This is a genomic window from Roseococcus thiosulfatophilus (genome assembly GCF_017311575.1).
GTDB lineage: Bacteria > Pseudomonadota > Alphaproteobacteria > Acetobacterales > Acetobacteraceae > Roseococcus > Roseococcus thiosulfatophilus.
Genome location: NZ_JAFFQY010000061.1, coordinates 196,365 through 220,576 on the forward strand (window position 1 = coordinate 196,365; position 24,212 = coordinate 220,576).

Consider the following 24,212-nt stretch of genomic DNA (forward strand, 5'->3'; position numbering starts at 1 on the left):
ATGCACATCACCATCCTGGGCGGCGGGGGCTTCCTCGGCCGCAAGCTGGCGCAACGGCTGGCCAAGGGCGCGATCCCGGGCTGCACGGGGCTGACCCTGTTCGACCTGCACGAACCCGCGCCGCTGGAGGCCCCCTTCCCGGTGCGCCGCCTGGCCGGCGACGTGGCGGACCCCGCGCAACTGCGCGCCGCCATCCCGCCCGGCACGGGCCTGGTGGTGCACCTGGCGGCCGTGGTGAGTGCGGCGGCCGAGGCGGATTTCGACCTCGGCATGCGGGTGAACCTGCATGGGACGCTGGCCGTCATCGAGGCCTGCCGGGCCCTGCCCGCCCCCCCGCGCGTGATCTTCACCTCCAGCGTGGCGAGCTTCGGCGGTGGGCAATCCGCCCACCTGCCCGATGATTCGCGCCAGCTTCCCGCCAACTCCTATGGCGCCCAGAAAGCGGCGGCCGAATTGTTGCTGCAGGACGCGACGCGCAAGGGCTTCATGGATGCCGTCTCCATCCGCCTGCCCACCGTCATCGTCCGCCCGGGCCGGCCCAACAAGGCCGCGAGTTCCTTCGTCTCGGCCATCCTGCGCGAGCCTTTGCTGGGGCTGGAGACGCCCCTGCCCGTGCCGGAGGACTTCGCCGTCTGGGTCTGCTCGCCCCGCCGCGCGGTGGAGTGGTTCCTGCACGCGGCGCGGATGGACACGGCGCCGCTGGGCCTCGACCGCGGCGTGAACCCGCCGGGGCTCTCGGTCACGGTGCGCGAGATGCTGGCCGCCCTCACCCCCGCCGAACGCGCCCTGGTGAAGCCCGAGCCCGACGCCACCGTCGCCGCCATCGTGGGCGGCTGGCCCGCCAGCTTCACCGCAGACCGCGCCCGCGCCCTGGGCTTCGCCCCGCAGGAGGGCGTGGCCGAGATCCTGGCCGCCTTCCGCGAGGATGACCTGCGGGCCACACGGGCCGAGCGGGGCCTGTGACGGACCTTACCCATTTCGTCCTGGGCGATGGCCCCAGGCGCGTGGCCCCCTTCAGCCATGCGGTGCGGGCGGGGGATTTCCTCTTCGTCACCGGCCAGATGCCGACCGACCCCGGCGACAACACGCGCTGCGTGCCGGGCGGCATTGAGGCGCAGACGCGCCAGGTCATCGTCAACTGAAATCCGTGCTGGCGGGCTGCGGCGCAGAGTGGGAGCGCGTGGTGATGGCGCGCATCTACCTGACCGAATTCGCCCGCGACTACGCGGCCATGAACGCCATCTGGGAAGCGGAATTCCCGCCCGGCCGCTTGCCCGCCCGCACCACGGTGGGGGTGACCGGCCTCGCCCTGGGTGCGCTGGTGGAAATTGACCTGGTGGTGGCCGTCTAGCGCCTGATCCGCGGAGGCGGAATCGCCGGAGCGGTGAATCAGTCGCTCAAACCAGGTTCAGGCCTGCCGCGCCCCGTCCCGCTCCACCATCAAACGGCGCGCCTCATCCGGGATGGGCGTGGAGACGCCATCCTTCACACAGACCAGCAGCGCCTGGCATTCGAACACCAGCCCGTTCTTCCACACCGCATAGTCATGCACATAGCTGGTGCGGCGCAGGCTGGGGCAGCGCAGGGTCAGCAGCACCTCTTCCTGGAAGCCGATGGCCCGCACATAGCGCGCCTCCAGCTTGGCCACGACCGGCCCCGGCGGCATCGGCGCGCAGCACCTGGCCGAGCGAGGCCCAATGCTCGATCCGCATGTCCTCGAACATGATCAGGTAGGCGGCGTGGTTCACATGGCCATAGAGGTCGCATTCGGCCCAGCGGATGGTATGCCGCTTGGCCAGCGTCCATTCGCCCTGGACGCCGAATTCCTCCGTCATGCTGCCCGTCATGGCCTGCCACCCGTTGCGCCGCGCAGCCTCGCGCAAAACGCGCGGCGCCGCTACTCCGGCAGGTAGAGCGACTTGATCTGCAACCGCCGCAGCAGGTTCCGGCACAGCAGGTCGATCTCCCGCCGGTCGGTCGTCTCGGGATGGACAGTGGCCCAGGCGGCGGCGGCGCGGCGCCAGAACAGGCCGAGCTCGGTCAGCCGGTCGCGCAGACGGGCCTGGGTGTCGGTCATGCGCGTCACGGCTTCCAGGCTGCCCTGTTCCTCCAGCGCGGCCACGGCGGCGGCCATCAGCATGTCGGCCGTCTGCCGCGGCACCGTCACCAGCGGCGAGACCTGCCGCAACGCCTGGGCGATGAGGTCACCGGACCAATGGGCGTCGCGCAGCATCACCTTGGTGGTGGCGGTCACCATGCGCTCCATGCCGGGATAGTCGGGCTGGGCGGCGTGGGCGCCCAGCACCTCCGCATGGGCGCGGGCCAGGCGCTTCAGCGCGCGGGCCAGCTTCGCGATTCGCGCCAGTTCGAAATGCCCGTCGGTGACGCAGCGCGCGGCCGCCGTCTCGAACATGTCGAGGCCGGGGGGTGTGCGGCGCAGCGCGGCCAGATAGGCCTCGCCCGCCTCGCCGGCGCCGCGCGACAGGGCACCCACCAGCGCGGTGGTGGCGGCATAGAGCAGGTGTTCGGCCGGCAATGGCAACGGCTCGCCCAGCAGGGCGGGCGGCATGGGGTCGCCGGGGACCACGCATTCCACCAGCCGCAGCGCGGAGGGGATCAGCCGCAGCAGGCGGAAATCATGGCTGCCCGGCTTGAGGTCCAGCGCGGAATGGGCCGTGTCCACGTCCAGCACCAGGCGGATGGCGTCATAGCGCCGCACGAAGATGATCTGCCCGTCCAGCCCGCGTTCGAAGGCCAGGTCATTGCCGCGCAGCCAGGGCGCCTCGAAGGAGAAACTATCGGGCGGCCAGCGCACATCCTCGGGCACACCGGGGAAGCGGACCGGATCGAACTGCGCGGCGTCGAGTTGGGGCACCGGGCACGCATGCCACCCCCATGATGAAGGCTTGGTGAAGGCGCCCTCAGCCCATGCGGCTCCGAACCCATTCGGCGCGAGTGATGCGGTAGAGGCGCTGCAGGCGCTTCGGATGCCCCTCGGGGATGCGCGGTTCCTCGAAGGTGCCATCCTGCCGCATGCCGAGCTTTTCCATCAGCCGCCAGGAGGGTTCGTTGTCCGGGATGGTCCAGGCCACGATCTCGGGCAGGCGCAGCGGGCCGAAGCCCGTGGCCAGCGCGATCCGCGCGGCCTCCTCCGCATAGCCCTGGCGCTGATGCGCGGCCGCGATGCGCCAGCCGATTTCCACATTGGGCGTGAAGCGCGCCTCGAACGCCACGCGCAGCAGCCCCACCATGCCGACCAGGCCCGGCGCGTCGCGGCGGAACACGCCCCAGAAGCCGAAGCCGTGCGCGGCGATGTGGGCGGCGATGCGGGCCCGCAAGGCCTCGGAGGCGGCGAAATCCAGCGGCTTCACGAAATGGCGCATCACCGCCGCATCGCCGTTCATGGCGGCGAATTCCGTGGCGTCGGCGTCTTCCAGCGGGCGCAGGATCAGGCGCGGCCCTTCCAGGATCATGGCGGCGTCCCCTTCCCCCAATGCGCCCTTGGGCATAATCATGCCGGGGGAGGGACGCAACATGACCCCGATGAGCCTCGCGGCAATGGCCGCCTCGATCCCGGATGGCGCCATGGTGGCCCTGCCGCCGGACAATTCCATCCCGTCCGTGGCGCTGGCGAAGGCGCTGATCCGCCGCCGCGCGCGGGGGCTGCGCCTGGTGGGCGTGCCCATCTCCGGCTTCGCGACCGACATCCTGATCGGCGCGGGCTGCGTGGCTGAGGTCAACACCAGCGCCGTCACCCTGGGCGAGGCCGGCTTCGCGCCGCGCTTCTCGGCGGCGCTGAAGGCCGGCACGCTGGTGGTGCGCGACGCCACCTGCCCGGCCATGCACACCATGCTCCAGGCCGCCGAGAAGGGCGTGCCCTTCATGCCGCTGCGCGGCCTGATCGGCAGCGACATCCTGGCCAACCGGCCCGACTGGATGGTGATCGAAAGCCCGTTTGGAACGGGGGAAAAGATCACCCTCCTCCCCGCCCTGCACCCCGACGTGGCCGTGTTCCACGCGGTGATGGCCGACAGCGCGGGCAATGTCTGGGTGGGGCGCCGGCGCGAATGCGCCACCATCGCCCATGCCAGCCAGCGCAGCCTCGTCACCGTCGAGCGCGTGGTGGAGGGCAATTTCCTGGAGGATGAGCGTCTCTGCCCCGGCGCCATCAACGCCACCTACATCAGCGGCATCGCCATCGCCGAACGCGGCGCGCAGCCCTCGGCGCTGCTCGACGAATATGGCTTCGACACCGACTATGTCATGGCCTATGCCCGCGCCGCCAAGACCGAGGCGGGCTTCGCCGAATGGTGCGCCGAGCACGTCTTTGACAACCAGGCGGTGGCCGCGGAATGAGCTACAAGACCGAGGAACTTCTGGCCGTCTGCATCGCGCGCCTCATCCGCGCGCGGCCCACGCGGCATATCGCGGTGGGCGCGGCCTCGCCCATCCCAGCCGCGGCCGCCTGGCTCTGCGTGAAGCAGGGCGACCCGTTGCATCTGTCGCTGCTGCACAAGCGCAGCGGCAACCCCTTCACCGATGGCTCGCGCGAGCTGTTCGACCTGACGGGCCAGGGCCGCATTGACCTCTTCTTCCTGGGCGGCGGGCAGATTGATGGGCAGGCGAACATCAACCTCATCGGCACCGGCGCCTGGCCGGGGCTGGAGGTGCGCTTCCCGGGCAGCTTCGGCTCGGCCTTCATGTACTACATGTCCGGCCGCACCATCCTGTTCCGCGAGGAGCATTCGCCGCGCGTCCTCGTGGACCGCGTGGACCACATCTCCGCCCCCGGCACCTCGGAGCCCGGCGTGTTCCGCCGCGGCCATGCCCAGGCGCTGGTGACGGGCCGCTGTGTCTTCGACTTCCACCCCGATCGCGGCCGCTTCTCGCTCGCCTCCTACCATGCGGGCGAGAGTGTGGAGAGCATCCGCGCCATGACCGGCTTCGAGTTCGACGTGCCCGAGGGCGTGGGCGAGACCGTGCCGCCCTCCGACGCCGAACTCGCCCTGCTGCGCGGCGCCGTCTGCGACGAAATGCTGGAAACCTACCCCGACTTCTGCGCCCGCGTGTTCGAGAGAAAGGCCGCCGCATGACCGATGCTGTTCCCATGAACGAGGGCCGCGCGCTGGCCACAGGCCCCGGCGCCCTGTCCGGCCTGCGCGTGGTGGACCTCACCCGCGTGCTGGGTGGCCCCTATTGCACCATGATCCTGTCGGACCACGGCGCCGAGGTCATCAAGCTGGAACCGCCCCAGGGCGATGAGGTGCGCGACTGGGGCCCCCCGTTCAACGAAGATGGCGACGCCAGCTACTTCGTGGGCGTGAACCGCAACAAGAAATCGGTGGGCCTCGACCTCGGCAAGCCGGAGGGGCGGGAGGTGCTGATGCGCCTGCTCGAAGGCGCGGACGTGCTCATCGAGAACTTCAAGCCCGGCAGCATGGAGAAATGGGGCCTGGGCTATGAGGAGGTGCTGTCCAAGCGCTTCCCGCGCCTGGTGCATTGCCGCGTCTCGGGCTTCGGTGCCACGGGGCCGCTGGGCGGCTTCCCGGGCTATGACGCCATCGTGCAGGCGATGGTGGGCCTCATGTCCATCAACGGCACCGAGACCTCCGGCCCCACGCGCCTCGGCACGCCCATCGTGGACATCGCGACGGGCCTCTACTCCGCCATCGCCATCCTGATGGCGCTGCATGAGCGGGAGCGGTCGGGCAAGGGCCAGTATTGCGACATGACGCTGCATGATTGCGGCATGGCGCTGCTGCACCCGCACGCGGCCAACTTCTTCCTCTCGGGCAAGCGGCCGGTGGCGACGGGCAACCCGCACCCGAACCTGGCGCCCTACGCCAAGTTCAAGACGAAGACCTGCGAGATCTTCGTGGGCTGCGGCAATGACCCGACCTTCCGCAAATTCGCGGCCTTCCTGGGCCTCGGCGACCTCGGCAGTGACCCGCGCTTCGCCACCAATGGCGGGCGCACCACGAACCGTGCGGCGCTGACTGAGATCCTGGAGGCGCGCTTCGCGGAGGAGGACGGGCATGACCTCTGCCAGCGCATGCTGGCGGCGGGCCTGCCCGCCGGCCCCGTGCTGCATGTGGACGAGGCCATGGCGCAGGCGCACACCGCCCATCGCGCCATGATCACGGAGAAGGACGGCTTCGTCGGCCTGGGCACGCCCATCAAGCTCAGCCGCACGCCGGGCGGCACCCGCGCCGCCCCGCCCCGCTTCGCCGAGCACACGCGCAGCGCGCTCGCCGAAAAGGGCTTCTCGGCCGACGAGATCGCGAAGCTCGAGGAAGCCGGCGTGCTGGTCGAAGCCCGCCGGAAGTAGCGGGTTTTCGCGCGACTGATTCACCGCGGCGGCAACCCGCCGCGGATCAGGCGCGGATTGCTGCGCGACTGATTCACCGCGGCGGAAGCCCGCCGCGGATCAGGCGCGGGCCAACTCCACCACCACCACCTCCGGCGGCACGCCCAGCCGCACCGGAAGGGTGGAGGTGCCGAGCCCGCCGGACACCACCAGGTCCCGCCCCTCCTCGCGCACATGCCCATAGGCATAGCGGTTGCCGTAGCGCGAGGGCACATGCGGCGACCAGCCCAGCAGCCGGATCTGCCCGCCATGGGTGTGCCCTGACAGCTGCACCGCCACGCGCGCCGTGCCGGCCGCGAAGATGTCGGGCTCATGCGCCAGCAGGATCACGGGGGCATCGTCCGTCACCTGGGCCAGCGTCGCCTCCAGGTCGTCCGCGCCGCGATGCGGCCGCCAGGGCAGGGGCAGGAAGGCCACCTGGCTGTCCAGCCCGGCCAGCCAGAAGCCGGGTTCCAGGCGCAGGGCCTGGTTCTGCAGGGGGGTGAAGCCCGCCTCCGCCAGCGCCTCCATCCACAGCAGCGGGCCACCGCGACGTTGCATCGCGGCCTCATCCTCCCACCAGTCATGGTTGCCGGCGATGGCGTAGCGGCCCAGCGGGGCCCGTAGCCCCGCCAGCAGGGCGCAGACCTCGGCATGCGGATAGGGTGGGCCAATGAGGGGCGTGGTCGGCCCATAGTCGCCCAGCAGCACCACCAGGTCCGGCGCCTGGGCATTGGTCGCGGCGACGATGGTGGCGATACGGTCCAGCGTCATGGCCGGCGCGCCGGCGTGCAGGTCGGCCAGGGCGGCGATCCGCAGCGGGCGGCCCGCGGGCCACCCTTGCGGTGACAGCCGGTAGCGCGCCACGCGCGGCCCCCAATAGGGCTCGATGCCGAAGCCATAGGCAGCGGGCGCGGCGCCGGCCAGGCCGGCGGCGATGAGGGCACGGCGTTTCCACATGCGTGCCGCGTAGCACGCACTGGCTTGCCGCGCGATGAAGCGGGGCCAATTCGGCGCCATGTCCGACCTCCCCGCCCCGACTCGCGCCGATGGGCTGCGCCGCCTGAACGCATTCGCCCCGCGCATGGGCCGCCATTACGCGGCCGGGCGCAACACCGACCCGGGGCCGGGGGCGCGGCGCGACGTGTCGCTGCTGTCGGCGCATGTGCGGCACCGGCTGCTGCTGGAGGGCGAGTTGGTCGGCACCGCCCTCGCCCATCACGGCCCCGTGGCCGCGGAGAAATTCATCCAGGAGGTCTTCTGGCGCAGCTACTGGAAGGGCTTTTTGCAGTTGCGGCCCGCGATGTGGGCCGATTACCGCGCGCGCGTGGCCGAGGCGCAGGACGCCCTGCTCACCCAGGGCGGCCGCCGCCGCGCGGTGGAACAGGCCATGGCGGGTGCCACCGGCATCGCCTGCTTCGACGCCTGGGCGCGGGAGCTGGTTGAGACGGGCTGGCTGCACAACCACGCCCGCATGTGGTTCGCCAGCATCTGGATCTTCACGCTGCGCCTGCCCTGGCCGCTCGGCGCCGAGTTCTTCCGCCACCACCTGAAGGATGCGGATGCGGCGTCCAACACGCTGTCCTGGCGCTGGGTGGCCGGCATCCAGACGCCGGGCAAGCACTATTTGGCGCGGGCCGAGAACATCGCCCGCCACACGGAAGGCCGCTTCGACCCGCGCGAGCAGCTGGACGAGGACGCGGCACCGCTGGACGAACCGCCCCCACCCTCCGCACGCCCCCTGCCCCCTGCCGAGCCGCTCCCCGAGGGCCCCGTGGCGCTGCTGCTGCACGAGGAGGACCTGCACCCGGAGAGTCTGCCCCCGCTGCGGGTCGCGGCGCTGGCGGCGCTGGCCCCGGCGCCCCGCGCGGAGGCCGCCCAGGCCTTCACCCAGGCCGCGCTGCAGGACGGGCTGGCCCGCGCCTCGGCGCGCTTCGGCCTGGGGGGCCACATGCTGCCGCCCGGCGCCATCGCCGAATGGGCGGCCTCCTCGGGCGCCCGCGCTGTCCTGGCCCCCGAGCCCGCCATCGGCGAGACGGCCGACACGCTGGAGGCGCTGCGCCAGCCCCTCGCGGCGCAAGGCATCACCCTGCACCGCTGGCGCCGCCCCTGGGATGCGGCCTGCTGGCCGCTGGCCCGGCGCGGCTTCTTCCCCTTCCGCGAGAACATCCCGCGCCTGATCGCCGAACTCTCGCCCACGCCGCCTTGAAACCCGCGCGGGCAATGTTTACATTGCTCACATGAGGATATGCTCCCCACGCTTGCAGCGCCCCCCCGCAAGGCCCAACTTGCGCCGCATGGACAAGCCGCGCCCGCCCATCCCCTTCGCCTCGGCGCCCCTGCCCGTGCGGCTGGTGCTCGGCTTCACCCTGCTGGCCTTCTGCATGTGGCTGCCGGCCTTCGCCGCGCTGTTCCGCTGATGGGCGCGCAACAGGAGTGGGAAGACCGCAAGCGCGCCTGGAAGGACTACAAGCGCGGTTGGAAGGCCCAGCGCCGCGGAGAGCGGCAAGAGGAACGCACCGAACGCCCCGGCCCCATCTTCGGCTGGCGGGTCTGGCTGCTGCCGCTGTTTCTCTGGCCGTTGGCCTTCGACATTCCCATCGAAATCCTGCGCGGCAATGCCAGCCAGTTGGTCGGCGGCATCCTTGGCGTGGCGCTGGCCTGGATGGGCGCGGCGCGCATGGCGCGCGGCGGCCCCGGCGACCTGCGCGCCGGCGCCATCCTGATGGGTGTCGCGGCGGGGCTGACCGCGGGGTTGGCCGCCAAGATCTTTCCGCCCATCGCGGTCGCCATGGGGTTTGGCACCTTCTTCGGCGTGCGGCTGCTGACGGCCGACATGGCCGCCTACGAGCCCCCGCCGCCGGCGCCGCCACCGCCGGCGCCGACGCCTACGCCCGAGGCCGCCTCGCTGGTGGGCCCGCGTGCCCAGATCGCCCGCATCCGTGCCGCCGCCCCACCCTTGCCGCACGCACCGCTCCTGCTGGAAGCGGTCTCCGCCATGCAGGGCGTGGTGGATGACCTGGCCGCCCGCCCCGCCCAGCTGCACGAGGCGCGGCGCTTCCTGGCCGTGCACCTGGACGGGCTGGTGCGGATCGTCGAACGGCTGGAAGCGGGCGCCGAACCGCCCGAGACCCTGCCGCAATTGCTGCGTGACCTGGCCGCCTCCGCCCACCGCCTGCGCGGCGAGCTGCGCCAGGTGGAAAGCCAGGCGCTGGATATCCAAGTGAAGGTGCTGTCGGACCGGCTGCGCCAGGAGGGCCTATGAACGAAATCGAACCCGCGCGGCAGGAGGAGATCACCCGCCTTGCCAGCGCCATCTCGCTGAAGGACCCGGGCACCATCCTGCGCTTCGGCGCCGCCGCGCAGTCCCGCGCCCAGGCGGCCGCCGACGCCATGCTGGAAGGTGCCCAGAACCGCGAGACGGGCGAGGCGGGGCAGACCCTCTCCTCCATGCTGACGGCGCTGAAGGGCTTCGACGTGACCACGCTGGCCGAGAAGCCCAGCTTCTTCCAGCGCGTCTTCACCCGCGCCGGCGCCGAGGTGACGGCCATCACCCAGAAATACGAGGGCGTGCGCGGGCAGATCGAGGCCATCGGCGACAAGCTCGACACCCACCGCACCAAGCTGCTGGAGGATGTGGAGCGGCTGGAACGCCTCTATGTCGCGACGCTCGACTGGTTCCACGCCTTGGCCGACCACATCGCCGCCGGCGAGATGGTGCTGCGCCAGACCGACGAGGAGATGATCCCGCGCCTGCAGGCCGAGGCCGAGGACCCCGAGAAGCCCCTCGCCCCCCAGCAGCTGCGCGACGCCCGCGCCGCGCGCGACGAGCTGGAGCGCCGCGTCCACGATCTGCGCCTGACGCGGCAGGTGGCCATGCAGGCCCTGCCCTCGATCCGGCTGATCCAGGAGAACGACAAGGCGCTGGCGTCGAAGATCCAGTCGGTGCTGGCCAACACGGTGCCGCTCTGGCGCCAGCAGCTTGCCCAGGCGCTGGCCATCCACCGCATGCGCCAGGCGGGCCAGGCGGTGAAGACCGCGACCGACCTCACGAACAAGCTGCTGGTGGCCAATGCCGAGACGCTGCGCGCCGGCAATGCCGAGGCGCGCAAGGAGCTGGAGCGCGGCACTTTCGACATCGAGGCGGTGAAGCAGGCCAACGCCGCCCTGGTCGGCACCATCGAGGACAGCCTGCGCATCGCCGACGAAGCCAAGGCCCAGCGGCGCACGGCGGAGGCCGAACTGGCCAAGTGCGAGCAGGAAATCCGCCGCGCGCTGACCGCGGCCACGTCGCGGGAGCGGAACATGGCGTCCCGGCCCATGTGAGCCGGGGCGCCGCCGCGCAGGGAAGTTCGGCCCGCAGGGGCCGAACGGCCGCCGCGGCAAGTGCCGCGAAGCCAAGCCGCGCGGATGCGCGGCGCCCGGCGACTGAGGGGCACGAAGGCAAAGCCTTCGTGCATATGAAGTCAGCCGAAGGTGACGTCCCGGTTCACGTCCTTGTAGAGCATGTATTCCACATCCACGTTTCCGACGGCGTAGATCTGCTGCGGCACATAGGGCCCCATCCAGACGAAGTCGCCCTCCCACAGCTCGTGCCAGTCGCGGCCCAGCAGCTGCAGCGCCTGGCCCTGCAGCATGACCATGCCGTGCTCCATGATGTGCGTCTCGATGCACCAGAAATGCGCGCCGGGGGCGTAGCACATGATGTTCATCTCGAAGTCCATGGACATGGCCTTGTTGCCCAGCAGGAAGTAGCGCCAGCGCGGGCCGTTGTCCTCGCGGGGCGCGTCGTCCCGGTGGCCCAGGATGACGCCGGGCGCCGGCACGCCGGGGGCGGGCTGGTAAGGGCGCTTGACCCAGAGGGCGCGGGCTTCCTCGCCGCCCATGTTGTTCAGCGTGAAGGGCGTGCCGGCCGGCACATAGACATAGCCGCCGGGCGGCAGCGCCGTCTCGCGCCCGCCCACCTTCACCGTCAGGCTGCCCTTCTGCACGTAGAAGAAATGCTCCAGCCCATTATCCACGGGCGCGTCCGTGCCGGCGCCCGGGGGCACGATCAGCAGCGCCTGAGCGAAGCGCGCCCCCATGGCGGGCGAGGTCTGGAAGCGGATGACGCAGCCCGGCCAGCCCGGCAGCACGCTGTCCATGATGCCCTCGGCCGGGAAGACGCAGTAATGCGGCGTCAGCATCGTGCGGTTCTCGCCGATGATGCCGGGGCGGGGGTGCGGGACGGGGACGCGCATGCTGGGGTTCCTGTGGGGCTGTGCCTTGCAACATGGGGGGCAGAATGGGGCGCAAGGCAAGGGCCGGGCTGGCCCTGCGGGCGCCGACGTGCCACCTTGCGCCTCGGTATTCAATCGCGAGGGAAAACCATGGCCCATCCCATCCCGCCGCCCTTCCCCCTCTACGAGGTCTCGGGCGGGGCCGAGGCGCGCGGCCTCTCCTACGGGCGCCAGGCGGCGGAGCGGGTGAAGCGCTCCATCGGCCATTACCACGCGCAGCTTTCGGCGGGCGGGCTGGACGGGGCGAAGATCCACAGGCTGGCCCGCGCCTTCACGCCCCGCGTGGAGAATTTCGACGCCGACTACGTGGCCGAGATGCGCGGCATCGCGACGGGGGCCGAGGTGGCCTTCGAGGATGTGATGCTGCTGAACTGCCGCACCGAGATCCTGCAGCTCGCCAAACGCGGCCTGCTGCCGGAGGCGGACCCGGATGGCTGCACCGGCGCCATCCTCTTGCCCGAAGCCACCGCCGATGGCGCGCTGATCCACGGCCAGAACTGGGACTGGAAGAGCGAATGCGCCGAGACGGGCGTGGTGCTGCGCATCCGCCGTGAGGACGGGCCGGACATCCTGACCTTCGTCGAGGCCGGCGGCCTCTCCCGCGCGGGGCTGAACGCCGCCGGCATCGCCATCACGGCCAACTACCTGGAGAGCGACCGCGACTACCAGAGCGAGGGCATCCCCCTCTCCCTGCTGCGCCGCAAGGTGCTGGAGCAGGAGCATGTGGCCCTGGCGGTGAAGACGGTATATGCCACGCCGAAATCGGCCTCGAACAACGTCATGCTGTCGCACGGTTCGGGCTGGGGCCTCGACATCGAATGCGCGCCCGATGAGAGCTTCCTGCTGGAGGCGGAGGGCGGCATCCTGGTGCATGCCAACAACTGGCGCTCGCCGGTGGCGCTGTCCAAGCTGCGGGACACGGGCATCGCCACCACGCCGGACAGTGTCTATCGCGACCGGCGCGTGCGGGCGGCGCTGGAGGCGAAGCGCGGCAAGCTGACGATGGACGACCTGCGCGCCGCCTTCTTCGACGACTGGCAGACGCCCTGGTCCGTGTGCCGCCCGCCGCGGATGAATCTGGGCGGAAACCTCTCGGCCACGGTGGCGATGATCCTGATGAAGCCCGCCGAGGGCCATATGGAAGTCGCGCCGCTGCCGGCGCTGAACCGGCAGTTCACGAGCTACAGCCTGGACCCGGCCAAGGTGGCGCGGGCCGCCGAATAGTCAGGCGGTCGCCGTCAGCGCCGCGCGCAGCGCCGCCACCGTCTGCGCCACCTGGTCCTCGGTCACCACCAGCGGCGGCGACAGCACCATCATGTCCCCCGCCGCGCGCACCAGCACGCCGGCGGCGAGGCAATGGTCGGCCACCTCCGCGCCGCGCGCGCCAGGGGCGTCCGCGCGGGGGGCGAGGTCCACCGCCGCCAGCAACCCGCAGCAGCGCACATCCACCACATGCGGCGCGCCGCGCAGCGCCAGCAGCGCGTCGCGGAAGGGGCCGGCGATGCGCGCCGAGGCTTCGAACATCCCCTCCTGCTGGTAGGCGTCCAGCGTCGCCATCCCCGCGGCGCAGGCGAGCGGATGCGCCGAATAGGTGTAGCCGTGCAGGAACTCAGGCGCGCCGCGCGGATGCGCCATGAAGGCGTCATAGACCGCCTGCGTCACCAGCGTGGCGCCCATCGGCACCGCGCCATTGGTCAGGCCCTTGGCCATGGTGATGATGTCGGGTGTCACGCCCAGCGCCTCGCTGGCCGTGCAGGCGCCGAGGCGCCCGAAGCCGGTGATGACCTCGTCGAAGATCAGCAGGATACCGTGGCGGTCGCAGATGGCGCGCAGCCCCTCCAGATAGCCATGCGGCGGCGGATAGACGCCGCCCGAACCCGTCACCGGCTCCACGATGATGGCGGCGACCGTGCTCGGATCCTGCACGAAGAGGATCTCCTCCAGCGCGGCCATCCAGCGCGGGTTCTCCGCCGGGCGGTCGGTCAGGAAGCTCTGCGCCGGGTCATGCGGCAGGGGCATGTGGAACACGTCCGCCAGCAGCGGCCCGAACTCCTTCTTGTGCCGCGCGATGCCGCCCACCGACAGCCCGCCGAACCCCACCCCGTGATAGGACTTCGCGCGCCCGATGAACTTGGTCCGCCCCGCATCCCCCCGCGCGCGGTGATAGGCGCGCGCGATTTTCAGCGCCGTGTCCACCGCCTCCGACCCCGAGTTGGAGAAGAAGGCCCGCCCCATCATCGGCACCGCGTCCAGCAGCCGCCTCGCGAAGGTGAAGGCCGCGGGGTGCGACATGCGGAAGGAGGAGACGAAGTCGAGCTTCCCCGCCGCCTCGCGGATGGCCTCCGTCACGCGCGGATGCGCATGGCCGGCGTTCACGCACCAGAGGCCGGCCATCATGTCCAGCACGCGGCGCCCGTCGGGGGTGATGTAGTGCATGCCCTCCGCGCGCTCGAACAGGATGGGCGCGTCGTGGAAGGCGCGCATGGCGGTGAAGGGGAGCCAGAAGCCTTCCTCGGGCGAAGGGGTGTTGCGGAGCATGTTCATGGCGTGGGCCTCGCGCGGTCGAGCGCATCGCGTGCCCGGAACCAGAGCGATCCGGCCATGGCGTAAAGCGTGCGCAGCGGGTGAAGGGGAATGGGCTGGAGCGGTGTCACGGGCGGCAGCGGTAGGTCCCGCGCATCCACCCCCGTCAGCAAATCGGCGAAGGCGGGGCCGGAGGCGGTGCACCAGCCCACCCCCTTGCCGTTGCATTGCACCGTGGCGAAGACGCCCTCGGCCAGGGCCAAGAGGCGCGGCAGCCGGTCCAGCGTGACGGCCACCTGCCCACCCCACCAGTATTCGGGCGGCACGTCCGGCAGCGCGGGGTAGAGGCGCGCGCGCATCCGCTCCGGCACGCCGAAGGAATTCGGGCCGCGGGGCGGGCGCAGCGTGCCCTTGCCGCCCACGACCAGCCGCCCGGCCGCGTCGCGCCGCCAATAGCGCAGCACGCGCCGCGTGTCGGAGACGGCCTGGTGGCCAGGCAGCACCGGGCTGCCTGCCGGCAGCGGCGCGGTCGCGGTCTGGAAGGACCAGACCGGGATCATGGTGGCGGCCAGCCCCGGCCAGAGCGCGCCGCCCGTGGCGTTGGTGGCCAGCAGCACGCGCCGCGCGCGGAGGTGGCCCGTCGCCGTCTCCAGCCGCCAGTCGCGCCCATCAGGCCGGATGGCGGTGACGCGCGAAGGCGCATGGATCCGCGCCCCCGCCGCCAGCGCTGCCCGCGCCAGCCCGCGCGCGAGGGACAAGGGCTGCACCGTGCCGCCACGCATATCCATCCAGCCGCCCAGATAGCCCTCGGCGCCAGTGATGGCGCGCACCTGCTCGGCGTCCAGCGCGTGGGCCGGCGCGCCCCATTCGGCCCAGGCGCGGGCGCGCTTGCGACAGGCCTCCATCTCGGGCGCGCTGTCGGCCACCTGCAGCCAGCCATTGCGCGTGGCCTCGCAGGCGATGCCGTGGCGCTCGATCAGCGCGAAGGTCGCGTCCGCGTCGCGCGCGCCGTGCTCGTGCAGGCGGCGGCCGAGGGTCTCGCCATATTCGGCGATGAGGTCCTGCACGAAATGCCGCAGCCCCGGGATCACCTGGCCGCCATTGGCGCCCGAGGCCGCGGCCCCCGGCGCGACAGCCTCCAGCACCGTGACCGCGACGCCGCGCTCGGCCAGCGCCAGCGCGGTGGAGAGGCCCGAGAACCCCGCGCCGACGATGGCGACCTCCGCCTCCGCCGCGCCCTCCAGCGGGGACAGATCCGGCGCCGGTTCGGCCGTCGCTTCCCAGAGCGAGTTCTGCGCCTTCATATCCCCGCGCTCACCAGATGCTCCACCAGCAGGGCGGCGGCGCGCGGCGGGCTGCCGGCCTCCAGCGCGTCCAGCACGCGCAGATGCTCGCGGCAAGAGGCATGGGCGCGTTCCTCGCCGAAGCGCCAATCGGCGTTGCGCAGCGCGCGCAGGCGGTTCTGCGCCTCCACCGCATCCACTAAGAAGCGGTTGCCGCTGCCGGCCGCCAGGCCGGAATGGAAGGCCGCATTCATCTCGAAGAAGGCCACCGCGTGGCGGTCCTGCCAGGGACGCGCCAGCACCGCCTCATGGCCCTGGCGCATGGCGCGCGCGAAGCCGGGGTCGAGGCGGTATCCGGGCTCCAGAAGTGCCGCGGGTTCCACCACCAGGCGGAAGCGCTGCGCCGCCGCGCGGTCCTCGGCGGAGGTCAGGCCCGGCGCGAAATGCCAGCCCTGCGCCGGGTTGCGCGCCACCATGCCAAGCTTCGCCAATTGCCCTAGCGCCCGCGCCACCACCCCGCGCGGCTGGGCGAAATGGCGCATCAGGTCGGCCTCCCGCAGCGGGTCCTGCAGCGCACCCTCGCCATGGGCGCGGACCATCTCGGTGGCCAACGTCTCCGCCGGGTCGCGCGTCGTCTCCTCGGGCAGGTCGCGCGCCGGGTCGGCGAGCAGGGTCGCGCGGCCCTCGCGCCTGGTGATGCCCGCCTGCTCCAGCAGGCGCAGCGCGGCACGCAGCGGGGTGCGCGAGACGGAAAGCCGTGCCGCCAGCGCGGCCTCGGTCACCGGCGTGCCGGGCGGCGTGGCCTCGGCCAGCCACAGCGCGCGGGCGGCGCGGGCCAGTTCGTGGTGGAGCGGGGTGGCCTGCATCATCACGCTTGTGTTTACCGCCATCTTGGTATTTTCTGCAAATGAAGAACCAAACAGGGGTCACGAAAGGGGTCTGTCCATGCGACTGCGCGCATCATTCCTGGCGCTCGCCGCCAGCCTGGGGTTCGGCCTGGCCGCGCCCGCCGCCGCGCAGGACACCCTGCGTATCCGCCTCAACGCCGATATCCGCTCGACCGACCCGGGCGTGAACCGGGACGCCAACACCGATGGCCTGGTCTGGCACGTGCTGGAGGGCCTGGTCGCGCTGCGCGGCGACGCCACCGTCGCGCCCATGCTGGCCGAGCGCGTGGAGGTTTCGGATGACGGGCTGACCTACACCTTCCCGCTGCGCCAGGGCGTGCGCTTCCACAACGGCCAGCCCCTGACCTCGGCCGATGTCGCCTTCGCCATGGAACGCTACCGCGCGCGCGAGACCAACTGGCGCTGCCGCGGCGACCTCGACGGCGCCGTCACCCGCATCACCGCCATCGAGACGCCGGACCCGCAGACCGTCGTGATGCGCCTCGAACGCCCATCCGCGCTGTTCCTCACCACCCTCGCCCGTACCGATTGCGGCCAGACGGGCATCTTCCATCGTGACAGCCTGAACGCCGATGGCGGCTGGCGCGCGCCCGTGGGCACTGGTCCCTTCCGCCTGGGCGAATGGCGCCGCGGCCAGTTCATCGAGCTGGAGCGCTTCGCGGAATACGCGGCCCTGCCCGGCGAGCCTGATGGACTCGCCGGCAACAAGACGCCGCATGTGGACCGTGTGCGCTTCACCGTCATTCCCGATGACGCCGCGGCCCGCGCGGCCCTGCTGGCCGACAACATTGACATCCTGCCCGATGCCCGCACGCGCGACCTGCGTGACCTGCGCGCGCGGCCGGGGCTGACCGTGCATTCCTCGCCCTCCTTCGACCTGCAGATCATCCTGATGCAGACGACGGACCCGCTGCTGTCCGATGTGCGGATGCGCCGCGCCATTGCCCTGGCGCTGGACGTGCCGGAGCTGGTGCGGGCGCTGACCGAGGGTGGGTCGCGCCCCTCCCGCGCGCCCATTCCGGTGGGTTCGGGCTTCCACACGCCGCTCATGTCCGAGGTGCCGGCGCGGGACCTGGCCGCCGCGCGGCGCCTGGCGCAGGAAGCCGGCTATCGCGGCCAGCCCATCCGCATCGTCACCACCCGCCGCTACGAGGCCTTCTACGAGATCGCGGTCCTCGCCCAGGACATGCTGCGCGAGGCGGGCATCAACCTGGAGCTGGAGGTGCTGGAATGGGCCACCCAGCTGCAACGCTACACGCGCGGCGAATACCAGATGATGGCCTTCGGCTTCTCGGCGCGCCTCGACCCCTCGCTCTCCTTCGAGATGTTCACCGGTCCCAAGGCGACCCAGCCGCGCAAGGCCTGGGACAACCCGCAGGTGCAGGCGATGCTGGAGGATTCCATGCGCGAGACCGACCGCGCCCGCCGCATCGCGCTGTTCGAGACCATGTTCCGCCAGCTGATGGAGGATGTGCCGGTGGTGGCGCTCTATTCCTCCACGAACAATGCGGTGACGCCCGCCCATGTGCAGGGCTTCCGCAGCTGGGCGGTGGACGCGCCGCGCGCCTGGGGTGTCCGGCTGGCGCGGCGCTGACGTGCTCGCCTATGTCCTGAAGCGCCTGCTCGTCGCCCTGCCCACCCTGCTGCTGGTGGCGGCGAGCGTCTTCTTCCTCATGCGCCTCATCCCCGGCGACCCGGCGACGGTGATCCTGGGCGATGCGGCGACGCCCGAGGCGGTGGCCGATCTGCGCCTGGCCTATGGGCTGGACCGGCCGGTGCTGGTGCAGTTCGCGCTGTGGATCGAACGCGCGCTGGCGGGCGATCTCGGGCGTTCCATCACGAGCGGCGAGGCCGTGGGGCCGCTCATCCTCGCCCGCTTCCAGGTGACGGCGGCCATCGTCTTCGCCTCGGTGGGCATCGCGGTGCTGCTGGCGGTGCCGCTGGGGATGCTGGCGGCGTGGAAGCAGAATTCCTGGGGCGATGTGGCGGCGGTGGCGGCGGCGACCTTCCTGCTTTCCATCCCCTCCTTCTGGCTGGGCCTGATCTTCCTGCTGGTGTTCGGGCTGTGGCTCGGCTGGGTGCCGGTGGTGGGCTATGTCACCTTCGCCGAGGATTTCTGGGGCGCGCTGCACTACATCGCGCTGCCGGTGGTCACGCTGGCGCTGATCGAGACGGGCGTGCTGATCCGCATGGCGCGCGCCTCCACCGTCGAGGTGCTGCGGCTGGACTACATCGCGCATGCCCGCGCCAAGGGCGTGCCCGAATGGCGCGTGCTGGCGCGCCACGCCTTCCCCAACGCCTTCGCGCCGACGCTGACGCTGATCGGCCTCATCATGGGCAGCCTGCTGGGCGGAATCGCCGTCATCGAGACGGTGTTCACCCTGCCAGGCCTCGGGCGCCTGCTGGTGGAGGCCATCTTCGCGCGCGACTATCCCGTCATCCAGGGCGTCATGCTCTTCATCGCGGTGATCTATGTGGTGGTGAATTTGATCGTGGACCTGCTCTATCCGGTCTTCGACCCGCGCGTGACGGCGGGCTGAGATGCGGCTGCGCCCCAACCTGCTCATCGGCGGCACGCTGCTGGGCTTCGTCTTCGTCGTGGCGGCCACGGCCCTGGTCTGGACGCCCTATGACCCGGTGCGGACCAACCTCCGCCGCCGCCTGGTGCCGCCTTCCTCCGACTACTGGCTGGGCACGGATGAGTTCGGCCGCGACGTCGCCTCGCGCCTGATGGAAGGCGCCGTCACCAGCCTGACGGTCGCCGCCTCCACCGTGCTGGTGGCGCTGGCGCTGGGCATGGCCATCGGCCTCGCCGGCGGCTTCCTGCGCGGCTGGACGGACCGCATCCTGGGCGCCATCAACGACACGCTGCTGGCCTTCCCGGGCATCCTGCTGGCGCTGGGGCTGCTGGCGGTGCTGGGACCGTCGCGCTGGGGCATCGTGCTGGCGCTGGGCCTCGCCTATGCGCCCTCGGTCGCGCGCGTGGTGCGCGGCACGGTGCTCTCCATCCGCGAGCGGGAGTTCGTCGAAGCCTCGCGCGCCCTGGGCAATTCCGAGGCCTACACGCTGCTGCGCCATGTGCTGCCGCATACGGCGGCGCCCGTGACGGTGCTGGCCACCTCCCTCTTCGGCTGGGTGATCCTGTCGGAGAGCGCGCTCTCCTTCCTCGGCCTCGGCGTGCCGCCGCCGGCGGCCACCTGGGGCAACATGCTGGCCTCCGCGCGGCCCTTCATGCAGGACGCGCCCATCCTCTCCATCGCGCCCGGCGTGATGATCGCGACCTGCCTGCTGGGCGTGAACCTCCTGGGCGACGCGCTGCGCGACCTGCTCGACCCGAGGGACCGCGCATGACCCCCGTTCTGGAGGTGGACCGCCTCTCCATCGCCGCCGGCGGCCGCCGCGTGGTGGACAGCCTTTCCTTCCGCATCGCGCCCGGCGAGGCGCTGGCGCTGGTGGGCGAAAGCGGCTCCGGCAAATCCGCCACCGCCCGCGCCGTCATCGGCCTGCTGCCGCCGGGCCTCGCCCCCGATGGCGGCGTGATCCGCTTCGAGGGCGCGCCGCTGGAGGCGAATTCCGCCGCCCTGCGGAAACTGCGCGGCCCCGGCATCGGCATGGTGTTCCAGGAGCCGATGACCTCGCTGAACCCGGCCCACCGAATCGGCGCGCAGATGGAGGAAGGCCTTGCCCTGCACACGCGCCTGAACCGCGCGGAGCGGCGCAACGCCTGCATCGCCATGCTCGAACGCGTGGGCATCACCGACGCGCCGCGAAGGCTTGAGGCCTACCCGCATGAATTCTCGGGCGGCATGCGGCAGCGGATCATGCTGGCTTCGGTCATGCTGCTGCGCCCACGCCTGCTCATCGCCGACGAACCCACCACCGCGCTGGACAGCCTGACCCAGGCTGAGGTGATGGACCTGATGGCGGGCCTCGCGCGCGAGCAGGGCACGGCGCTGCTGCTCATCACGCACGATCTCGGACTGGTCGCGCGCTACGCCGACCGCGCGCTGGTCATGCAGCATGGGCGTGTGGTGGAGGAAGGGCCGGCCGCGCCCCTGCTCGACAACCCGCGCGAGGCCTACACGCGCGCTTTGGTGGACGCCCTGCCCCGGCGCGGCCCCGCCCGCGCCGTGCCGCCCGCGCCGCCGCTCATCGAGGCGCGCAACCTCTCCGTCACCTACCCCAAGCGCGGCGCCCTGTTCCGGCGTGCGGAGATGTTCCAGGCGGTGGACAACGTCTCGCTCGCCATCCATCCGGGCGAGGTGGTGGCGCTGGTGGGCGGCTCGGGCTCGGGCAAGACGACCCTGGGGCGGGCCATGCTGCACCTGGTGCCGGTCAGCGGGGGGCAATTGCTGTTCCGCGGCACGGACGTCACGGCGCGCACCGGCCCGGCCCTGCTCGACTTCCGCCTGGCCTGCCAGATCGTCTTCCAAGACCCCTATTCCTCGCTCGACCCGCGCATGCGCGTGCGCGACATCGTGGCCGAACCGCTGCGCCTGCCCGGCGGCATGCCGATGGAAGAACGCCACCGCCGCGCCGAGGCGCTGCTGGAGGAGGTGGGGCTGGGCGGCCTCGGCACACGCTTCCCGCACGCGCTCTCGGGCGGGCAGCGGCAGCGCGTGGCCATTGCCCGCGCCCTGGTGCGCGACCCGGCCTTCGTGGTGGCGGATGAGGCCGTCAGCGCGCTCGATGCCACGGTGCGCAAGCAGGTGCTGGGGCTGCTGCGCGAACAGCAGAGGCGGCGCGGCTTCGCCTGCCTCTTCGTGACGCATGATCTCGGCGTGGTGGAAGAAATCGCGGACCGCATCGTGGTGATGCAGCACGGGCGCATCGTGGAGGAAGGCCCGCGTGATGCGGTGCTGGACACGCCGCGCCACGACTACACGCGGGCGCTGCTGGCGGCGGCGCTGCGAAGGCCTGGGACTGCGGCTTAACCCACCATCGCCGCCCGGATTTCCCCCTCCGGCAGCCCCAGCCGCGTGGCCGTCGCGGAAAGATCGCCCCAGGTCACGTCATCCAGCGGGATGCCCTGCGCCAGGCGCTCGGCCCGCGCGCGCCGCTCCGGCTCGCCGGGCAGGATCACGCGGCCCGGCGCACTGGCCATGACGTGTTCGCTGATGGCGTCCACCTCGGCGGCGAAGGCCGGGCTCTCCGCCAGCCGCGCGGGGTCCAGCAGGAGGCCCAGCATCCCGTTCACGATGCCGCGGTCATTGGGCGTGGCGGGCTGGTTGGTGCCTCCGCCCGTCAGCGCGCCGCCCAGGATTTCGCAGACCAGCGCCAGCCCATAGCCCTTGTGCCCGCCAAAGGGCTGCAGCGCGCCGCGCGGGCCCTGGCCGTAGATCACGGCGGGGTCGGTGCTGGCCTCGCCCTCATGCGTCACCAGCGCGCCGGCGGGCACCTGCTTGCCGGCGTTGAAGGCCACCTTCACCTTGCCGACCGCGATGGCGCTGGTCGCGAAATCCAGCAGGATGGGGTGCGGGGATTTCGGGATGCCGATGCAGATGGGGTTGGTGCCCATCCGCCCATCCGCGCCGCCGAAGGGCGCCACGAAGGGCACGCCGCTGACGGCATTCACGAAGAAGATCCCGATCAGCCCCTCGGCCACCGCCATCTCGGCATAGGCCCCGATGCGGCCGAGGTGGTGGGTGTTCCGCAGCCCGAAGCCTGCCAGCCCATGTTCGCGCGCGGCCGCGATGCCCGCCGCCGTCGCCTGGCGGCCGACCACCTGGCCGAAGCCCATCCCGCCATCCCACAGCGACAACGCGCCCATGCCACCCACCTGTTGCGCGCCGGCGTTTGGGGTGATGAGGCCCTGTTCCACATTCGCCACATAGCGCGGCACGAGCTGCATGCCGTGACTGTCATGGCCCTGGAGGTTCGCCTCCACCAAATCGGCAGCCACCTGGCGCGCCACGGTGGCCTCGGCGCCGACGCGGCCCAGCATGGCGGCGACGAGGGCGATCAGCCCCTCGGAAGAAAGTCGGGGCATCACAGGGTCTCCAGCATGGCAAGGGCCTCGGGCGGCAGCGGGCCGCGCGCGATGGCCGCGACCGCGTGGTCCATCTCCTCCACGCTGCCGCTGCCGACAAGAATGGTGCTGATCTCGCGCGGCATGGCGGCGAAGCGCAGCGCCAGCTCCACCAGATCCGCCGCGAAACCCGCCGCCACCAGCGGGCGGAAGCGCTGCGCGGCGGCCACATCCGCCGCGTAGTCCGCGCCCGAGGCGATGGGTGCCGGCGCCGGCACGCCCATGGGCCCGCGCGCCTCGGTGCCGCTCAGCGCGCCGCCGGCCAGCACGCGGATGGCCATGACGCCCACGCCCAGCGCCGCGGCACCCGCGATGACGCCGCCGAGATCTGGCATGTCGGAGCCGGCCTTAAGGGGCGCCACACCGCTCGGGTTCAGCAGATTGTAGGGCATCTGGGCGGTGGCGAAGCCGCCTCCCTCCAGCACGCGCAGCAGGGCGGACGCGTCGCCCAGGCCCGTGATGCCGTAATGGCCGATCTTGCCCTCGGCTTGCAGGCGCCGCAGCGCGGGCACGGCCTGTTCGAGAATGGCGTCGGCGGTGAAAGCCGGCGCCGCGCCCGCCGCGGTGATGGGGTTGTGCAGCTGGAAGATGTCCACCCGCTCCCGCCCCAGCCGCGCGAGGCTGGCCTCCAGCGAGGCCGCGATGGTGCCGGCCACGTCGCCGCGCTGCTCCGGAAAGATGCGGACCTTGGTGCCGATGACGGGGTTGGCGCCCAGGCCCCGCAGCGCGCGGCCCAGGTTGCGCTCGGAGGCACCGTCGCCATAGGCGCTGGCCGTGTCGAAATAGGTGATGCCCTGGTCGAGCGCGCGGCCGATGGCGCGGTCCTGCTCGGTCGCGCTGCCCTTCACCATCAGCCCGCCAATGGCGCCGCAGCCATAGCCGATGACCGAGACCTCAAGCCCCGTCCGTCCCAGCGGTCGCATGTCCATGCCGTGTCATTCCTCCTGTGCGGCGCGATGCTGCGACAGGCCCCGCCGCACCACAATCCGCGCCCGACGCGGCGCGGATGGCCGCCCGGGGGTCGCCAGCGGGAAACCTATCGCCGCGCCATCCGTTGGGTGTTTTCAGCGTCCGTCACCTTCCCGCCCCTGGAGGAAGCCATGAAGATCCTGCTCCCCGCCACCTTCGCGGCGTTCGGCCTGCTGGTCGCGCCGGCCCAGGCGCGAGACCTGAACCAGATGCTGCGGCAATTGGCGCCGCAGGTGTTCGAGGAGCCACGGCAGGAGCCGGAACGCTACGACCGCCGGGACGGACGGCGGTTCGACCATGACCGTGGTGCGAGCCGACGGGCGGAGGAACGGCGCCTCCGCGAGGATCAACGCCGCCTGGAGGAACGCCAGCAACGCCTGGCGGAGCGCCAGCGTGAACTCGAGAGGGAACGTCGGCAATTGTCGCGCGATCGCTTTCGCTGACAGGCGTCCGATCACGGCGCGCGAGGTGCAGCCGCGCCGCGCATCGGTGCATGTCCACCGCGCGCAGAAGAATTGGCTGGATGTCCTGGAAGGATTGGTGGGCGATGTAGGGCTCGAACCTACGACCCGCTGATTAAGAGATTGCCCAAAAAACGAGGATAATCAGGCGTCGGGCCAAGTCAGCCCGGCGCGATCCGGCCCATTAGAACCGGTGCGCGATGATCTGCGCGCCACCTGCGGCGACACTGGCACTGCCAGCCACGCACGCGGCCGATAGGCCCAGTACCAGAGTGCCCGGCACTGTGACGCGGAAGATCGCACTGAGGTTGAGCGTCGAGGCCAGGGACGCTTCGGCGTTGGCCGTCTGCCCCACCGATATCAGGTCATGCAGGAACTGGATGCCGGCCGCGCCGCTTTCCTTGGCGATGAAGAT

General features: G+C 71.6%; 25 protein-coding genes and 2 pseudogenes. 15 read left to right on the forward strand and 12 right to left on the reverse strand.

Going from position 1 to position 24,212, the window contains the following annotated elements:
- Positions 1-963, forward strand: coding sequence for a D-erythronate dehydrogenase (gene denD, locus JTN19_RS16745; RefSeq protein ID WP_206934953.1), 963 nt, complete (start codon positions 1-3; stop codon positions 961-963).
- Positions 964-1,025: 62 nt separating this feature from the next.
- Positions 1,026-1,351: pseudogene (locus JTN19_RS20240) on the forward strand (RidA family protein).
- A gap of 57 nt (positions 1,352-1,408) precedes the next feature.
- Here JTN19_RS20240 and JTN19_RS16760 read toward each other — a convergent pair.
- From JTN19_RS16760 to JTN19_RS16770, 4 genes and pseudogenes are all read right to left on the reverse strand, one after another.
- Positions 1,409-1,666: an acyl-CoA thioesterase gene (locus JTN19_RS16760; protein WP_206934959.1), complete on the reverse strand. Its 258-nt coding sequence runs from the start codon at positions 1,664-1,666 to the stop codon at positions 1,409-1,411.
- A 25-nt stretch (positions 1,667-1,691) separates the two neighbouring features.
- Positions 1,692-1,847: pseudogene (locus JTN19_RS20595) on the reverse strand (acyl-CoA thioesterase); the annotation flags it as partial.
- A gap of 50 nt (positions 1,848-1,897) precedes the next feature.
- Positions 1,898-2,875: a hypothetical protein gene (locus JTN19_RS16765; RefSeq protein WP_206934961.1), complete on the reverse strand. Its 978-nt coding sequence runs from the start codon at positions 2,873-2,875 to the stop codon at positions 1,898-1,900.
- A gap of 46 nt (positions 2,876-2,921) precedes the next feature.
- The gene (locus JTN19_RS16770) at positions 2,922-3,473 is read right to left on the reverse strand and encodes a GNAT family N-acetyltransferase (protein ID WP_206934963.1); all 552 of its coding nucleotides are present in this window, start codon (positions 3,471-3,473) and stop codon (positions 2,922-2,924) included.
- A gap of 70 nt (positions 3,474-3,543) precedes the next feature.
- On the opposite strand from JTN19_RS16770, the gene JTN19_RS16775 reads away from it, so the two are divergent.
- From JTN19_RS16775 to JTN19_RS16785, 3 genes are read left to right on the forward strand one after another with little or no spacing between them, the layout of a single operon-like run.
- Positions 3,544-4,356: a CoA transferase subunit A gene (locus JTN19_RS16775; RefSeq protein WP_242531218.1), complete on the forward strand. Its 813-nt coding sequence runs from the start codon at positions 3,544-3,546 to the stop codon at positions 4,354-4,356.
- Positions 4,353-5,093 carry a CoA-transferase gene (locus JTN19_RS16780; protein WP_206934968.1) on the forward strand — a complete coding sequence of 247 codons (741 nt, stop codon included), beginning with the start codon at positions 4,353-4,355 and terminating at the stop codon, positions 5,091-5,093. The genes JTN19_RS16775 and JTN19_RS16780 overlap by 4 nt, the downstream gene beginning before the upstream one ends.
- Positions 5,090-6,328, forward strand: a complete 1,239-nt coding sequence (locus JTN19_RS16785; protein WP_206934970.1) for a CaiB/BaiF CoA transferase family protein — start codon at positions 5,090-5,092, stop codon at positions 6,326-6,328. The genes JTN19_RS16780 and JTN19_RS16785 overlap by 4 nt, the downstream gene beginning before the upstream one ends.
- A 99-nt stretch (positions 6,329-6,427) precedes the next feature.
- On the opposite strand, the gene JTN19_RS16790 is transcribed toward JTN19_RS16785, so the two are convergent.
- On the reverse strand, positions 6,428-7,306 hold the full coding sequence (locus JTN19_RS16790; RefSeq protein WP_206934973.1) for a metallophosphoesterase: 879 nt from the start codon (positions 7,304-7,306) through the stop codon (positions 6,428-6,430).
- Positions 7,307-7,364: 58 nt separating this feature from the next.
- Here JTN19_RS16790 and JTN19_RS16795 point away from each other — a divergent pair, with 58 nt between their 5' ends.
- The 4 genes from JTN19_RS16795 (at position 7,365) to JTN19_RS16805 (ending at position 10,672) form a co-directional block, all read left to right on the forward strand.
- Positions 7,365-8,555: an FAD-binding domain-containing protein gene (locus JTN19_RS16795; RefSeq protein WP_206934975.1), complete on the forward strand. Its 1,191-nt coding sequence runs from the start codon at positions 7,365-7,367 to the stop codon at positions 8,553-8,555.
- Between the two features lie 88 nt (positions 8,556-8,643).
- Positions 8,644-8,766, forward strand: a complete 123-nt coding sequence (locus JTN19_RS20450) for a hypothetical protein (RefSeq protein ID WP_269749822.1) — start codon at positions 8,644-8,646, stop codon at positions 8,764-8,766.
- Positions 8,766-9,611: a hypothetical protein gene (locus JTN19_RS16800; protein WP_206934977.1), complete on the forward strand. Its 846-nt coding sequence runs from the start codon at positions 8,766-8,768 to the stop codon at positions 9,609-9,611. Before JTN19_RS20450 ends, JTN19_RS16800 begins: the two co-directional genes overlap by 1 nt.
- Positions 9,608-10,672, forward strand: coding sequence for a toxic anion resistance protein (locus JTN19_RS16805; RefSeq protein WP_206934979.1), 1,065 nt, complete (start codon positions 9,608-9,610; stop codon positions 10,670-10,672). The genes JTN19_RS16800 and JTN19_RS16805 overlap by 4 nt, the downstream gene beginning before the upstream one ends.
- Positions 10,673-10,812: 140 nt before the next feature.
- On the opposite strand, the gene allE is transcribed toward JTN19_RS16805, so the two are convergent.
- A complete protein-coding gene (gene allE, locus JTN19_RS16810; protein ID WP_206934981.1) occupies positions 10,813-11,586 on the reverse strand; it encodes a (S)-ureidoglycine aminohydrolase in 774 nt (257 codons plus the stop codon).
- A 129-nt stretch (positions 11,587-11,715) separates the two neighbouring features.
- On the opposite strand from allE, the gene JTN19_RS16815 reads away from it, so the two are divergent.
- The gene (locus tag JTN19_RS16815) at positions 11,716-12,849 is read left to right on the forward strand and encodes a C45 family autoproteolytic acyltransferase/hydolase (protein ID WP_206934983.1); all 1,134 of its coding nucleotides are present in this window, start codon (positions 11,716-11,718) and stop codon (positions 12,847-12,849) included.
- On the opposite strand, the gene JTN19_RS16820 is transcribed toward JTN19_RS16815, so the two are convergent.
- From JTN19_RS16820 to JTN19_RS16830, 3 genes are read right to left on the reverse strand one after another with little or no spacing between them, the layout of a single operon-like run.
- Positions 12,850-14,169 carry an aminotransferase class III-fold pyridoxal phosphate-dependent enzyme gene (locus tag JTN19_RS16820; protein ID WP_340643353.1) on the reverse strand — a complete coding sequence of 440 codons (1,320 nt, stop codon included), beginning with the start codon at positions 14,167-14,169 and terminating at the stop codon, positions 12,850-12,852.
- On the reverse strand, positions 14,166-15,452 hold the full coding sequence (locus JTN19_RS16825) for an NAD(P)/FAD-dependent oxidoreductase (RefSeq protein WP_206934985.1): 1,287 nt from the start codon (positions 15,450-15,452) through the stop codon (positions 14,166-14,168). The genes JTN19_RS16820 and JTN19_RS16825 overlap by 4 nt, the downstream gene beginning before the upstream one ends.
- The gene (locus tag JTN19_RS16830; RefSeq protein ID WP_206934987.1) at positions 15,449-16,321 is read right to left on the reverse strand and encodes a GntR family transcriptional regulator; all 873 of its coding nucleotides are present in this window, start codon (positions 16,319-16,321) and stop codon (positions 15,449-15,451) included. The genes JTN19_RS16825 and JTN19_RS16830 overlap by 4 nt, the downstream gene beginning before the upstream one ends.
- A 55-nt stretch (positions 16,322-16,376) precedes the next feature.
- Between JTN19_RS16830 and JTN19_RS16835 the strand changes: the two genes are divergently transcribed.
- The 4 genes from JTN19_RS16835 to JTN19_RS16850 are packed head-to-tail and all read left to right on the forward strand — an operon-like array spanning position 16,377 to position 21,273.
- Positions 16,377-17,933 (forward strand): ABC transporter substrate-binding protein, encoded by a 1,557-nt coding sequence (locus tag JTN19_RS16835; RefSeq protein WP_206934989.1) that lies wholly within the window; start codon positions 16,377-16,379, stop codon positions 17,931-17,933.
- A 1-nt stretch (position 17,934) separates the two neighbouring features.
- Positions 17,935-18,879, forward strand: a complete 945-nt coding sequence (locus JTN19_RS16840; RefSeq protein ID WP_191083745.1) for an ABC transporter permease — start codon at positions 17,935-17,937, stop codon at positions 18,877-18,879.
- Position 18,880: 1 nt separating this feature from the next.
- Entirely contained in the window at positions 18,881-19,690 is an 810-nt protein-coding gene (locus tag JTN19_RS16845) for an ABC transporter permease (protein WP_206934992.1), read from the forward strand.
- Complete coding sequence (locus JTN19_RS16850; RefSeq protein ID WP_206934995.1) at positions 19,687-21,273, forward strand: dipeptide ABC transporter ATP-binding protein; 1,587 nt, start codon at positions 19,687-19,689, stop codon at positions 21,271-21,273. Before JTN19_RS16845 ends, JTN19_RS16850 begins: the two co-directional genes overlap by 4 nt.
- On the opposite strand, the gene JTN19_RS16855 is transcribed toward JTN19_RS16850, so the two are convergent.
- Positions 21,270-22,328, reverse strand: coding sequence for a malate/lactate/ureidoglycolate dehydrogenase (locus tag JTN19_RS16855; RefSeq protein ID WP_206934998.1), 1,059 nt, complete (start codon positions 22,326-22,328; stop codon positions 21,270-21,272). The two genes, JTN19_RS16850 and JTN19_RS16855, sit on opposite strands and share 4 nt — an antisense overlap.
- A complete protein-coding gene (locus JTN19_RS16860; RefSeq protein WP_206935001.1) occupies positions 22,328-23,296 on the reverse strand; it encodes an aldo/keto reductase in 969 nt (322 codons plus the stop codon). Before JTN19_RS16860 ends, JTN19_RS16855 begins: the two co-directional genes overlap by 1 nt.
- Before the next feature lie 171 nt (positions 23,297-23,467).
- Here JTN19_RS16860 and JTN19_RS16865 point away from each other — a divergent pair, with 171 nt between their 5' ends.
- On the forward strand, positions 23,468-23,779 hold the full coding sequence (locus JTN19_RS16865; RefSeq protein ID WP_206935003.1) for a hypothetical protein: 312 nt from the start codon (positions 23,468-23,470) through the stop codon (positions 23,777-23,779).
- A gap of 202 nt (positions 23,780-23,981) precedes the next feature.
- Here the strand turns inward: JTN19_RS16865 and JTN19_RS16870 are convergent.
- A partial coding sequence (locus JTN19_RS16870) for a hypothetical protein (protein ID WP_206935005.1) occupies positions 23,982-24,212 on the reverse strand: 231 nt, incomplete at its 5' end.